This is a genomic window from Luteimonas sp. A478 (assembly GCF_054052025.1).
Genome location: NZ_JBSVRF010000002.1, coordinates 399774 through 412638 on the forward strand (window position 1 = coordinate 399774; position 12865 = coordinate 412638).

Annotated in this window: 10 protein-coding genes and 1 pseudogene; 8 read left to right on the plus strand and 3 right to left on the minus strand. The window is 68.2% G+C overall.

What is annotated here, in order from left to right; all coding sequences use genetic code 11:
• The first annotated feature begins 114 nt into the window (after positions 1 to 114).
• The 5 genes and pseudogenes from coaBC (at position 115) to ACW7G3_RS05480 (ending at position 5526) form a co-directional block, all read left to right on the plus strand.
• Positions 115 to 1325: pseudogene (coaBC, locus tag ACW7G3_RS05460) on the plus strand (bifunctional phosphopantothenoylcysteine decarboxylase/phosphopantothenate--cysteine ligase CoaBC).
• Between the two features lie 18 nt (positions 1326 to 1343).
• Positions 1344 to 1802, plus strand: coding sequence for a dUTP diphosphatase (dut, locus tag ACW7G3_RS05465; protein WP_456974479.1), 459 nt, complete (start codon positions 1344 to 1346; stop codon positions 1800 to 1802).
• Positions 1803 to 1817: 15 nt separating this feature from the next.
• On the plus strand, positions 1818 to 4136 hold the full coding sequence (locus ACW7G3_RS05470) for a phosphomannomutase/phosphoglucomutase (protein ID WP_456981572.1): 2319 nt from the start codon (positions 1818 to 1820) through the stop codon (positions 4134 to 4136).
• 103 nt (positions 4137 to 4239) lie between these two features.
• Entirely contained in the window at positions 4240 to 5088 is an 849-nt protein-coding gene (locus ACW7G3_RS05475; RefSeq protein WP_456981574.1) for a DNA ligase, read from the plus strand.
• A gap of 87 nt (positions 5089 to 5175) precedes the next feature.
• The gene (locus ACW7G3_RS05480; RefSeq protein ID WP_456981575.1) at positions 5176 to 5526 is read left to right on the plus strand and encodes a zinc ribbon domain-containing protein YjdM; all 351 of its coding nucleotides are present in this window, start codon (positions 5176 to 5178) and stop codon (positions 5524 to 5526) included.
• A gap of 378 nt (positions 5527 to 5904) precedes the next feature.
• Here the strand turns inward: ACW7G3_RS05480 and ACW7G3_RS05485 are convergent, their stop codons facing one another.
• The 3 genes from ACW7G3_RS05485 to pyrE form a co-directional block, all read right to left on the minus strand.
• Positions 5905 to 7530, minus strand: coding sequence for a mechanosensitive ion channel (locus ACW7G3_RS05485; RefSeq protein WP_456981577.1), 1626 nt, complete (start codon positions 7528 to 7530; stop codon positions 5905 to 5907).
• A 244-nt stretch (positions 7531 to 7774) separates the two neighbouring features.
• Positions 7775 to 8443: a hypothetical protein gene (locus ACW7G3_RS05490; protein ID WP_456981579.1), complete on the minus strand. Its 669-nt coding sequence runs from the start codon at positions 8441 to 8443 to the stop codon at positions 7775 to 7777.
• A gap of 32 nt (positions 8444 to 8475) precedes the next feature.
• The gene (gene pyrE / locus ACW7G3_RS05495; RefSeq protein WP_456981581.1) at positions 8476 to 9132 is read right to left on the minus strand and encodes an orotate phosphoribosyltransferase; all 657 of its coding nucleotides are present in this window, start codon (positions 9130 to 9132) and stop codon (positions 8476 to 8478) included.
• Positions 9133 to 9324: 192 nt separating this feature from the next.
• Here pyrE and ACW7G3_RS05500 point away from each other — a divergent pair, with 192 nt between their 5' ends.
• The 3 genes from ACW7G3_RS05500 to ACW7G3_RS05510 all read left to right on the plus strand — a co-directional run bounded on the left by ACW7G3_RS05500 (position 9325) and on the right by ACW7G3_RS05510 (position 12824).
• Positions 9325 to 10530 (plus strand): cytochrome-c peroxidase, encoded by a 1206-nt coding sequence (locus ACW7G3_RS05500; RefSeq protein WP_456981583.1) that lies wholly within the window; start codon positions 9325 to 9327, stop codon positions 10528 to 10530.
• A 78-nt stretch (positions 10531 to 10608) separates the two neighbouring features.
• Entirely contained in the window at positions 10609 to 11409 is an 801-nt protein-coding gene (locus ACW7G3_RS05505; protein WP_456981585.1) for an exodeoxyribonuclease III, read from the plus strand.
• Positions 11406 to 12824 (plus strand): AmpG family muropeptide MFS transporter, encoded by a 1419-nt coding sequence (locus ACW7G3_RS05510; protein WP_456981587.1) that lies wholly within the window; start codon positions 11406 to 11408, stop codon positions 12822 to 12824. Before ACW7G3_RS05505 ends, ACW7G3_RS05510 begins: the two co-directional genes overlap by 4 nt.
• Positions 12825 to 12865: the final 41 nt, after the last annotated feature.

Consider the following 12865-nt stretch of genomic DNA (forward strand, 5'->3'; position numbering starts at 1 on the left):
GGCCGCCGTCCCGTGGTTCCAATTAGCGGCCACGCGGCGCATCGCCGCAGCCGGGCCACGCCGTGCGTTCGGGTAAGCTGTGGACTTGGACCGCGGTAGGACTTTCCCGACGCCATGGATCAGCCCGGAAACAACCTGCATGACCAGCGCATCCTGGTCTGCGTGGGCGGCGGCATCGCTGCCTACAAGGCCTGCGAACTGGTGCGTCGCCTGCGCGACGCGGGCGCCAGCGTGCGCGTGGCAATGACCGACAGCGCGCAGCGATTCGTGAGCCCCACCAGCTTCCAGGCGCTGTCCGCCGAGTCGGTGCGTACCTCGCTCTGGGATGCCCAGGCCGAAGCATCCATGGGTCACCTGGAGCTGGCCGGCTGGGCCGACCGGATCGTGGTGGCGCCGGCTACGGCCAACCTCATCGCGCGCCTCGCCCACGGTTTTGCCAACGATCTGGTCACCACCCTGTGCCTGGCCAGCGAGGCGCCGCTGACCATCGCCCCGGCCATGAACCATCGCATGTGGAGGCACCCGGCCACCCAGGCCAACGTGGACACGCTGCGCGGCCGCGGCGCCCAGGTGGTCGGCCCCGATGACGGCCCGCTTGCCGAAGGCGAGTCAGGCCCGGGCCGGCTGGCAGAGCCGATGGCCATCGTGGCAGCGCTCGTGGCGGCGCTGGGCCGATGAGCGGAGTGCTGGCAGGCAAGCGGGTGTTGATCAGTGCTGGTCCCACCTATGAAGACATCGATCCGGTGCGCTTCATCGGCAACCGCAGCAGCGGCAAGATGGGCTTTGCCTTGGCGGCCGCCGCGGTCGGTCGCGGAGCCAGCGTGGTGCTGGTGGCCGGGCCGACATCTCTGGTCACGCCCGGAAACGTGCGCCGCATCGACGTGCGTTCCGCTGCACAGATGCGCGAGGCGGTGCTGTCCGCGCTGCCGGCGGACGTGTACCTCAGTGCTGCAGCGGTGGCCGATTACACCCCGCGCACCGCGGTGGGGGAGAAGATCAAGAAGTCCGGCGACACCATGGTGCTGGAGCTGGTGCCCACCGCCGACATCCTGGCCGAGGTCGCCCGACACCCGCAGCGTCCGGAGATGGTGGTCGGCTTTGCCGCCGAAACCGGCAACCTCGAGCAGCATGCACGCGGCAAACTTGAAGCCAAACGCTTGGACATGATCGCCGCCAACCTGGTGGGCGTGGCCGGCAGCGGGTTCGAGAGCGATCACAACGCGCTGTCGGTGTACTGGCCTGGCGGGCAGCGTCAGCTCGGCCCGGGCCCCAAGACCCGACTGGCCGGTGAGCTGCTGGACCTGGTGGCCGGACGCCTTCCCTGACAACTACGGAAACCCCGCATGCACCACACCCTGCAGGTCAAACTGCTCGATGCCAGATATGGCGATGCCTGGCCACTGCCCGCCTATGCCACCGAAGCCAGTGCCGGGCTCGACCTGCGTGCGGCCCTGGACGCGCCGATGGTGCTGGCGCCCGGCGCGGCGGAACTGGTGCCTTCGGGCCTGGCGATCCATATCGCCGATCCGGGCCTGTGCGCGATGGTGCTGCCGCGCTCCGGCCTGGGGCACAGGCACGGTATCGTGCTGGGCAACGGCACCGGGCTGATCGATGCCGACTACCAGGGGCCGCTCATGATCAGCGTATGGAACCGCGGCGACCAGGCGTACACCATCGAACCGGGTGATCGAATTGCCCAGCTGGTGGTAATGCCGATCGTGCGGGCGACTCTTGAAGTAGTGGATACTTTCATTGACAGCGCACGGGGTGCCGGGGGATTCGGGCACACCGGGCGGCGCTGACCAGGGGGAAAGGACATGAACGCAGAGCAGTCCCGGAAGACGCGTCAGATGCTGGCGCACGCACGGCCGCTGCTGCCGCTGCTGGCCGTGGCGCTGGCGGTGCTGGCCCTGTGGCTGGCCTGGAGCGGCTGGCAGCAGATGCAGGACGAGAGCCGCCGTGGCGCGCTGGGCCAGGCGCGCGATGGCGTGGCCCACGCCACCGCGCGCAGCGTCGGTGGCGAGCTGGAGCGGCTGTCGTCGCGGCTGGAGTCCGCGCCGGTGCAGGCGGCCCTGGCTGCCGGAGACCTGGAAGCGGCTTCGGCGGCGATGGCTGCCGACTGGCCCAACCTTGAAGAGCTGGCGGTCTACGGGCCCGACCTTGAGAGCGTTTATACCGGCCTGGGCGAAAACGGGTTTGGCCGCGCCGCGGTGCTGGAAGGCGCCTTGGTGGCGGAGCAGCCGGTGGCCTGGGTGATCAGCGAAGACGGCTCGCCACGCCTGGCCCTGGCGGCGCCAGCGCGCGCTGGTGGGGCGCTGGTGGGCGCGGCGTTTGTCCGCTTGCCATTGACGCGCGCCACCCTGGCCACCGAGCAGGCTGCGATCCAGGAGTCGGAGATGTACCTGGCCCTGCGCCAGGGTGGTGTGACCCTGCTTGAGCGCGGCAATTCCGATTACATCGAGGCCGCCGAACGGATGTCGATGCCGGTGTCCGGCACCGGCATGCGCGTGGTCGCGGCGGCGCCGGCGGCGCCGGCGGCCCCTTTCGGGCTGCGCGGCTTTACGCCTTTCGTCACGGCACTTGTGTTGCTGTTCATGGCTTATCTGAGCTGGCGCGTCGCGCCGAAGCTGTTGCAAATGGAGGAAACAGTGGAAGAAGAATCCCCCACCCTGAGCCAGTCGCTGCAGGCCGATCCAGCCCCGGAGGCGAAGCCGGCCCAGGCCGGCGCAGGCGAGGCCAAGGCCAGGACGCCGGCGGTGAAAATCGACCGCGGCATCTTCCGCGCCTATGACATCCGCGGCGTGGTCGGGCAATCGCTGGACGTGGGCGTTGCGGAGCTGATCGGCCATGCCATCGGTTCGCTGATGCGGGAGCAGGACCTGACCGACATCGTTGTCGGCCGCGACGGCCGGCTGTCCGGTCCGGACATGGTGTCCGGCCTGGTCGCGGGCCTGCGCAAGGCGGGCCGCAACGTGATTGATATCGGCCTGGCGCCGACCCCGGTGGTGTATTTCGGCGCCTTCCACCTGCGCACCGGCTGCTGCGTGTCGGTGACCGGCAGCCACAACCCGCCGGACTACAACGGCTTCAAGATCGTGGTCGGCGGCGAGACGCTGTCCGGCGATGCGGTCGTCGACCTGTACTCGCGCATTGCCGATGACCGGCTGTACACGGCGGATGCGCCGGGCGGCCTGAGCGAGCGCGATATCAGTGACGAATACGTGGACCGGATTGCCGGCGACGTGCAGACCGAGCGCCGGCTCAAGGTGGTGGTGGACGCCGGCAACGGTGTGGCCGGCGAGATCGGCCCGCGGGTGCTGGAGGCGATCGGCTGCGAGGTGGTGCCGCTGTACTGCGAGATCGACGGCACCTTCCCCAACCATCATCCCGACCCCAGCGAGCCGGAGAACCTGCAGGACCTGATCAACATGGTCCAGCGGCTGGATGCCGACCTGGGCATCGCTTTTGATGGAGATGGCGACCGCCTGGGCGTGGTGACGAGGGAGGGCGAGAACATCTTCCCTGACAGATTGCTGATGCTGTTCGCGGCCGACGTGCTGGAGCGCAACCCCGGCGCGGTGATCGTCTATGACGTCAAATGCACCGGCCGCCTGCCGGGACACATCCTGCGCCACGGTGGCAGCCCGCTGATGTGGAAGACCGGGCACTCGCTGATCAAGGCGAAGATGCGCGAGGTCGAGGCCGAGCTGGCCGGCGAAATGAGCGGCCACTTCTTCTTCGCCGAGCGCTGGTACGGCTTTGATGACGGCATCTATTCCGCCGCGCGGCTGCTGGAAATCCTGGCCGCGCGCGAAGAGACCCCGTCGGAGATCCTCTCCGCCCTGCCCGCCGGCGTGTCCACGCCGGAGATCAAGGTGCCGGCACCGGGCGATGACCCGCATGAGTTCGTCGAACGCTTCCAGGCCGCGGCCGAGCTGGAGGGTGCGCGCCTGTCGACCATCGACGGGGTGCGTGCGGACTGGAACGACGGCTGGGGTCTGGTGCGCGCCTCCAACACCACCCCGGTGCTGGTGTTGCGCTTCGACGCCGATGACCAGACCACCCTGGAGCGGATCCAGAACGTGTTCCGCGGGCAGCTGCTGAAGATCGATCCGGAGCTGGAACTTCCGTTCTGACTTCTGGTGCGGGGTTTTCCTACCCCGCGGATGCGCAGCTCCTGATGGCGCGGATTCGCGGCCCGGGTAATGGTGTCTCCAACGCCATTGCCAGGGATGGGCCATGCGTATCGCACTTGTCCTGCTGTTGTCGCTGCTGCTGGGATTGCCGGCAGCTGCCGCTCCGCCGCGGCTCATGCTGGCGACCGACTACCGCGACGGAGTCGATGTCGCCGAATACTTCGTCAGCGAGAAGCTCGACGGCGTGCGCGGGCACTGGGATGGCCGCGCGCTGTGGACGCGTGGCGGCCACCGTGTCCCGGCGCCCGACTGGTTCATCGCCGGCTGGCCGGCGGTGCCCATGGACGGCGAGCTGTGGGCCGGACGCGGCCGCTTCCAGGACGTCAGCGGCATCGTGCGGACGCAGGGAGGAGAGCACCCCGGCTGGCACGAAGTGCAGTTCATGGTCTTCGACCTGCCCGCGCACGAAGGCCCCTTTGCCGCACGCGTGGAAGCCATGCGAACCCTGTTGTCCGCGACTGGCGTAGCCTGGCTGCGACCGGTGGAGCAGCGCCGCCTCACAACGCCGGCCCGGTTGCAGGCCTTGATGCAGGAGGTGGTGGATGCCGGCGGCGAGGGTCTGATGCTGCAGCACCATGAGGCGCGCTACCGCACCGGACGCAGTGATGCCCTGCTGAAGCTCAAACCCTTCCAGGACGCCGAAGCCCGGGTAGTGGGCTACACCCCCGGCCGCGGTAAATACACCGGCCAGGCCGGTGCCCTGGTGGTGGAGCGCCCGGACGGACTGCGCTTTCGCATCGGCAGCGGCCTGAGCGATGCCCTGCGCGCCGACCCGCCCGCCATCGGCCTGCACGTGACCTACCGCTACAACGGTTTCACCGCCAATGGCGTGCCGCGCTTTGCCCGCTACCTGCGGGTCCGCCATGAGATGCCGCCGCCCGATCCGGACTGATCACTGATGGTGGGGCTGCATGGCCCGGGGCCAGGTTTCAACACAAATGAGACAATGGTGCCTGTTCATGTCAGTGCGAGCTCCATCATGAGTACCCTTCCCGACTGCCCCAAGTGCAACTCCAGCTATGCCTACGAAGACCGCAACCTTCTGGTCTGCCCCGAGTGCGGGCATGAGTGGTCTCCACAGGAGCAGGCCGCCCAGGCGGTTGCGGCGGAACAGGCGGCTGAGGTGCGTGATGCCAACGGCAATCCGCTCGCCGACGGCGATACGGTGATTGTGATCAAGGACCTGAAGTTGAAGGGGTCCTCACAGGTGATCAAGGGCGGGACCAAGGTCCGCAGCATCCGTCTGGTGGATGGTGATCACGACATCGATTGCCGGATCGAAGGCATTGGTCCGATGCAGCTCAAGTCGGAGTTCGTGCGCAAGGCCTGAAGCTGAAAGCAGGGGCTGATGGGTCGTCGGCGCCCGCGTGCCGGATTCGCGGTGGTTCAAAAGCAAAAGCCGGGGCCTTCGTCGCCTGCGCCGACGTCATATCTCTCCGTAAGCCGAGCCCCGTCGTGGTCGGCGGGCCTCCCGGCGAAATCAAGGAGGAGGCAGCCGCCTTCACGCGGCTGCCGGGGGACATTCGCAGGGAGGCCTGCCGGCCGCGGCGGGGCCAATCAGGTCACGGCGCGCTGAAGCGAAGGCATGAGCTCTTTCCGGGACTCCTGCCCAGAGAGCATCACTTGGATACAGGCAGAAAGAAGAACGGCCCGCATGAGTGGGCCGTTCTTCTCCTGATCGCTGCAACTGTCGACCAGTTCCGGCCGATCAGAGGTCCGGTCTGTCGTTGTTCCTGCGCCGATCCAGATACTCCTGTGCCCAGCGCTCGGTGATCCGCCCAGCCGCCTCGCGGCCACCCAGCCCGAACGCCAGCGCAGTCGCCACCGCCACCGAACCCAACACCAGCCCGAACGCCAGATTGACGATGTCATCGGCGATGCCCATCGCCCGCAGGCCCATGGCCAGCACCAGCCCGAGGATCGCGACGCGGGCGATCCGCGCCAGCCCGGCACGTCCATCCGGGTTGGCCCGCTGGATCGCACGCGCGGCCACATCAGCCAGCCAGTAGCCGATCACCAGGATCGCCGCGCCCAGCAGCACGTCGGCGCCGAAGGCGATGAAGGTGGCCAGCAGGTCACGCACCCCGGTAAAGCCCAGCCGGTGCGCGGCTTCCACCGTGGCGAACAGCATGATGAAGAACAGCGCCACCTGGCCGGCGAAGGCCGACAGGCTGGTGCGTGCCGGCACGACGGCCGCAGCGGGCTCAGCGCGCGCCCCAGGAATGGCCCCTTCACCCGGCTCCAGGGCACCCGGCTCCGGTACACCCGGCGCGGCCGGGATGGCGGAGCCTGGCGCAGGATCCCCGCTCTCAAACGCATGGCCCATGCCCAGCCGCGCCGGCAGCCGGTCAAAGCCGAGGTTGGCCAGCAGCTTGGTCACCAGGCCTGCCACAAAGCGGCCGAGGAACCAGGCCAGCAGCAGGATCAGCGTCGCGGCCAGAATGTTGGGGATCGCCACCAGGAACATGTTCAGCATGTTCCGCGCCGGATCGGAGATCGCCGAGATTGCCAGCGCGTCCAGCGCCGCAATCAGGGTCGGCACGATCACCAGGATGAAGGCCAGGGTGCCGCCCAGCTTGGACAGCTTCACCCCTTCGGTCAGGTGCTCGCGGTTGCTGAAGCGGTCGACCCCCGCGGCTTCAAGCAGGTTGGTGACCAGCCCGCGCAGTACCTTGGCAATGAGCCAGCCAACCAGGCCGATCACCACCGCGCCGAAGATGTTGGGCAGGGCCGCGGTGAACTGCGTGGTCATGGTGGTCAACGGACCCATCAGTCCGTCGATGCGCAATGCGCCTACGATCGCAGGCAGGAACAGCAGGATCACCAGCCAGTACACCACGTTGCCCAGTACCGAGGAGAGCGGCTTGATCCCTGCGGATTCGGACAGCTTCTCGTCCCACTGTCCGGCGGCCATCAGGCGGTTGATTCCGGCGCGCAGCACCGTGGCCAACAGCCACGCCACCAGCGCCAGGATCCCGGCCAGCACGATCCGCGGCAGGTACAGCATGACCTCGGCCACCAGCGCCGAGAATGGCGCGTACAGCCCGTCAAAGCGCAGCACGCTGAACACGCCGATGAGGGTAATGATGATGATGAACCAGAAGCCGATCGATGCCGCGATGCCGACCACATCCAGCCTGCTTGCAGCCGGGTCCTGGGCCTGGCTGTGGATGCGTTCGTTGACGCGCAGGCGGCCGAGGCCGTTGCGGATCAGGCTACGGACCAGCAGGGCCACCAGCAGGCCGACGACAAGGATGGCCACGGCGCCCAGCACCGAGGGCAGGTACTGGCCCAGGCTGGCTTCGAACTGGCGGGAAAAAGTGCTTGGATCCATGGGGTCCCCTCTTCCTTGCGGATAGTGACAGGCGTATTCGTGCCGCCGCCCTGGCTGCAGGTGGCGTCGAAGGGGGTCGCCAGGTGCACATTCTTCCCGCAGACGGCTTTGCAAAAGACACCGCGTGCCGGATCGGGACCTCCCCCGATAGGAGCGCAATCACCCTAGCATGTGACAGGGTGCGCTGTTTCCATGGATCCGCGGTGCGGGTGCGCAGCCCGGCCCGGGCACAAGGAGGCCTGGATCAGTCCTGGCCGCGACGCCCGGCGGTGAGGCTGCGATAGCGCTCGCGGGCTTCCTGCAGGTCGGCATCCAGTTCTTCGCGTTCCCGCAGCTGCTGCTCCAGGATCGCCTGCTGGCGCATCAGGTCGCCGTGCTGGCTGACGATGTTGTCCGCCATCGGTTTGGCTACCGGCTGGCCCTGCAGCTCGGCCTCCGCCGCCTTGCGCAGCTGGGTCAGCAGGCTCATGCGCAGGTTGGCCACGCCCATCTGCGAGGTCTTGACCGACTCGTCGATGAGGATGATGCGGTTGTCGTAGGCGCGTTCCAGCTCGGCCTCGGTGCTGTAGGACTCGACCATGGCCATGTCGCGCCGGCGTTCGGCGGCGTCCGCTTCGACCTGTTGTGCCGCCAGCCGCGCCTCGGCCTCGACGGCGGCGCGCTCCTCATCGCTCAGTGCCCGGCCCACCTGGCCGCGGACCCGGCCGGTGCTGGCGCTGATCTCGGTACGGGCGGCGTCGACGGCGGAGGCGGGCAGGGCGTCACCGCAGATCTTGCGACCGGCCTGTTCCCAGCAATACAGGCGCCGCTCGGTGCTGCCGCGCTGCGCCAGCGCAGCGGAGGACACGAGGACAAGCAGGATGAAAAATCCTGGCAGGATGATGAAGCCGATGCGGGCCATGGCGTTGGTCATTGTTCCGTCCCCCCGGTCGGTCGAATGCGTCTTCAGGCGGCGCCGTAGCGCGTACGGTAATCGCGCAAGCGCGCCTGCTCAGTCGACAGTGTCGCGCTTTCACCGGTGAACGCAAGCAGATCTTCAAGTCCGGCCACCGCCACCACCGGGATCGCGTGCTCGGCGGCAACTGCCTGGGCAGCCGAGCGGCGCGGGCTGGCGGCGGTGTCGATCACCTCCTGCCGGTCCAGCGCGATTACGATCCCGGCCGGAATGCCGCCCGCCGCGGTGATCAGCCCCAGCGCGTGGCGGACCGCGGTGCCGGCGGTGATCACGTCATCCACCACCAGCACGCGGCGTCCGGCCATGGGCGCGCCGATCAGCGAGCCGCCCTCGCCGTGGGCCTTGGCTTCCTTGCGGTCAAAGGCCACCGGCAGGTCGCGGCCACGGCCGGCGAATTCACACGCCAGTGCGGTGGCCAGCGGGATGCCCTTGTAGGCCGGCCCGAACAGCAGGTCGAAATCCGTACCCGCCGCCTCCAGCGCGTCGGCGTAGCAGCTGGCCAGTGCCGCCAGCCGCGCACCCGAATCAAAGTGGCCGGCATTGAAGAAATAAGGACTGGTGCGCCCGCTCTTGAGCACGAACTCCCCGAAGCGCAGGGCATCGGCCTCGATGGCCAGACGGAGGAAGCGGGAGCGGTGGTCGGTCATTGCATGCGGCGGTGGTCCGGGGACTGCATGTTAAGGCACCTGGCGGCGCCCACGCCTGCGCCTGGCCTACGCACGGCCTTGACCCCGGCGGGTTATGGTGGCGAGGCGGCAGGGGAGGGCATTGATTACGCGCAATGCAGCGCGCCGCCCCGGCAGCCAGAATGGGTCATGACAAGAGGCAGGAGCGAAGCAATGGGCAAACGATGGAGGATCGCGCTGATGGCGGGCGCGGTGGCCGCGATTGTGGCCGGCGGCGTGGCGTGCACGCAGGGCGATAGCGCGGACGACAACGCAAGGGCGCAGGGCGGGATCGCGGACGGCGCGCAGGATGACATTGCAAGCGAGCAGGGCGATATCGCGGCCGACAACGCGAGCACGCAGGACGACAGCGCGGCCCGCAACGTGAGCACGCAGGACGGTGGCGCGGTTGACACCCTGCGCCAGACCGCCTCGTCGCTGTTCGGTGTCATTCCTGATCCGCCGACCGAAGTCAGCGGCCGCCCGGTGACCACGGAGCGGGTGGAGCTTGGCCGGATGCTGTTCTTCGAGCCGCGCCTCTCGCGCAGCCACGTGATCACCTGCAACACCTGCCACAGCATCGGCACCGGCGGCGCCGACAACGTGCCGGCCTCGGTCGGCCACGGCTGGCAGCGCGGCCCGCGCAACTCGCCCACGGTGTTCAACGCGGTGTTCAACGCCGCCCAGTTCTGGGACGGCCGCGCCGCGGACCTGGCCGAGCAGGCCGGCGGACCGGTGCAGGCGAGCGTGGAGATGAACAGCACGCCGGAGCTGGTGGTGGAAACCCTGTCGAGCATCCCGCAGTACGTGGAGCTGTTCCGCGAAGCGTTCCCGGATTCGGGCGGCATCACCTTTGAGGACATGACGGTGGCCCTGGAGGCGTTCGAGACCACCCTGGTCACACCCGGCGCACCGTTTGATCGCTGGCTCGAAGGCGACGACAGCGCCATGACCGCCACCCAGGTCGAGGGCCTGCAACTGTTCTTCGAGACCGGCTGCGCCTCGTGCCACAACGGCGTCAACTTCGGCGGCCAGAGCTACTTCCCGTTCGGCGTGCTCGAGCGCCCGGGCGCCGACATCCTGCCTGAAGAGGACAAGGGCCGGTTCGAAGTCACCGCCACCGCCACCGACGAGTACGTATTCCGCGCCTCGCCGCTGCGCAACGTGGAGCTGACCGCGCCGTACTTCCACTCCGGCCAGGTGTGGAACCTGGAGCAGGCGGTGGCGATCATGGGCACCTCGCAGCTGGGCCGGGAGATCAGCGAGGAGGAAGCGGAGAAGATCGCGGCCTTCCTGCGCACGCTCACCGGGCGCCAGCCGGAGGTGGTCTACCCGATCCTGCCGCCGAGCACGACGGACACCCCATCACCGGAGCGATAGTCCGACACGAAGCCCGGGGTTGGGAGCCCGACGGCGCGGTAGGGTAACCTTGCCGCGCCGTCTTTTTTCCGGAGCTCCATGCGCATCGTCAGCTTCAACGCCAACGGTATCCGTTCGGCTGCAAACAAGGGTTTTTTCGACTGGTTCGCCACCCAGGACATCGACATCCTGTGTGTGCAGGAGACCAAGGCCCAGGAGCACCAGCTCTCCGCCGAGGTGTTCCGCCCGCCTGGCTATCACGTGGCTTTTCGCGATGCGAGCACCAAGAAGGGCTACAGCGGCGTGGCGATCTACAGTCGCCGCGAGCCGGATGAACTGCGCACCGGGCTCGGCTGGGCGCCGTTCGACGAAGAGGGCCGTTACATCGAGGCGCGCTTCGGCAACCTCAGCGTAGTGTCGTTCTACATCCCGTCGGGTTCGTCCGGCGAACTGCGCCAGGGCTACAAGTTCGAAGTGATGGATTGGCTCAGGCCGATCCTGGACGAGTGGCTGGCCAGCGGCCGCGACTACGTGCTGTGCGGGGACTGGAACATCGTGCGCGCGCGCAACGACATCAAGAACTGGTCCAGCAACCAGAAGAATTCCGGCTGCCTGCCGCCGGAACGGGCCTGGCTCAACGGCCAGATCGCCGATGCCTGTGGCGACGGCTCGCCGCAGCCCGACCATGGCTGGGTCGATACCTTCCGCGCGCTCAAGCCCGACGAGGTCGAATACACCTGGTGGTCCAACCGTGGCCAGGCGCGGGCCAACAACGTCGGCTGGCGGCTCGACTACCAGCTGGTGACGCCGTCGCTGCGTGACCGGCTGGTGGCCTGCTCGGTCCTGCGCGAGCCGCGTTACTCCGACCACGCGCCGTACATCGTGGACTACCGCGAGTGAGCCAAGGGCCGGCGCAGGCGGCGGCGCCTGCCGGCTCGCGCTGGTCGCGGGCGTTTGCCACCTACGGCAAACCGCGGATGGCCTCCATGTTCGCGCTCGGCTTTTCCGCCGGGCTGCCGTTCCTGCTGGTCTTCAGCACGCTCACCGCGTGGCTGACCGAGGCCGGGGTCACCCGCGGCGCGATCGGGTTCTTTACCTGGATCGGCATTACCTATTCGATCAAGGTGTTCTGGGCGCCGGTGGTGGACCGGGTGCCGCTGCCGCTGCTGGGCCGGTTGCTGGGCCAGCGCCGCAGCTGGATCCTGCTGGCCCAGCTGGTGATCGTGGCCGGGCTGGCCGGGATGGCGCTGACCGATCCGATGGCCGACCTGGTGCGCCTGGCCCTGTTCGCCCTGCTGGTGGCGTTCGGTTCGGCCACCCAGGACATCGCCATCGATGCCTGGCGGATCGAGGCCGCGCCGCCGGCGGAACAGGCGGCGATGTCGGCCACCTACGTGTTCGGCTATCGCATGGCCCTGCTGGCTGCCGGCGCGGGGGCCCTGCACATGGCCGCGCGGATGGACTGGAGCCAGGTGTACCTGGCCATGGCCGCGCTGATGGGGCTGGGCGTGCTGGCCACCCTGCTCAGCCGCGAGCCGCAGGTGCAGCGGCGCACCGACGTGGCGTTCATGGAGCCTGCGGCGCAAACGTTCTACCGCCGCAACGCCCACCTGCCGGCTCCGCTGCGCACCGCGATCGCCTGGGTGATCGGCGCAGTGGTGTATCCGTTCGTGGATTTCTTCAAGCGCTACGGGCCGCATTCGCTGGTGGTACTGCTGCTGGTGGGGACCTTCCGCATCAGCGACATCTCCATGGGCGCCATGGCCAACCCGTTCTATCTGGACCTGGGGTTCACCAAGCAGCAGATCGCCAACATCTCCGGTATCTACGGCATTGTCATGACCATCCTCGGCGGGCTGGTTGGCGGCGTGCTTACCGTGCGCTACGGCCTGCTGCGGGTGCTGCTGGCGGGCGCGGTGCTGTCGGCGGCCACCAACCTGCTGTTCGCGCTGATGGCGCTGGTGGGCGCTGAGCCGTGGATGCTGGTGGTCACCATCAGCGGCGACAACTTCTTTGCCGGGCTGGCAATGGCGGTGTTCATCGCCTGGCTGTCCAGCCTCACCTCGGCCAGCTACACGGCTACCCAGTACGCGCTGTTCAGTTCGCTGATGACCCTGCCGGGCAAGTTCATCGGCGGCTTCAGCGGGCAGGTGGTGGATGCAGTTGGCTGGTTCAACTACTTCATCTATGTGGCGGCGATCGGGATTCCCGCGGTGGTGCTGTGCCTGTACCTGATTGTGCGCGAGCGGCGACAGCTGCGGACGCAGGCGCGGGACAGCCCGCCGGACGCCCGGTCGGACGCCCAGCCGGGTTGAGACTACGGGTTATCCCCAGATTGCCCGCACGCGGTGGAGTG

What these genes read in the sequence shown, in the direction of transcription:
- dut (WP_456974479.1), top strand. Translation starts at nt 1,344, where the DNA reads ATGCACCACACCCTGCAGGTCAAACTGCTCGATGCCAGATATGGCGAT.
- ACW7G3_RS05470 (WP_456981572.1), top strand. Translation starts at nt 1,818, where the DNA reads ATGAACGCAGAGCAGTCCCGGAAGACGCGTCAGATGCTGGCGCACGCA.
- ACW7G3_RS05475 (WP_456981574.1), top strand. Translation starts at nt 4,240, where the DNA reads ATGCGTATCGCACTTGTCCTGCTGTTGTCGCTGCTGCTGGGATTGCCG.
- ACW7G3_RS05480 (WP_456981575.1), top strand. Translation starts at nt 5,176, where the DNA reads ATGAGTACCCTTCCCGACTGCCCCAAGTGCAACTCCAGCTATGCCTAC.
- ACW7G3_RS05485 (WP_456981577.1), bottom strand. Translation starts at nt 7,530, where the DNA reads ATGGATCCAAGCACTTTTTCCCGCCAGTTCGAAGCCAGCCTGGGCCAG.
- ACW7G3_RS05490 (WP_456981579.1), bottom strand. Translation starts at nt 8,443, where the DNA reads ATGACCAACGCCATGGCCCGCATCGGCTTCATCATCCTGCCAGGATTT.
- pyrE (WP_456981581.1), bottom strand. Translation starts at nt 9,132, where the DNA reads ATGACCGACCACCGCTCCCGCTTCCTCCGTCTGGCCATCGAGGCCGAT.
- ACW7G3_RS05500 (WP_456981583.1), top strand. Translation starts at nt 9,325, where the DNA reads ATGGGCAAACGATGGAGGATCGCGCTGATGGCGGGCGCGGTGGCCGCG.
- ACW7G3_RS05505 (WP_456981585.1), top strand. Translation starts at nt 10,609, where the DNA reads ATGCGCATCGTCAGCTTCAACGCCAACGGTATCCGTTCGGCTGCAAAC.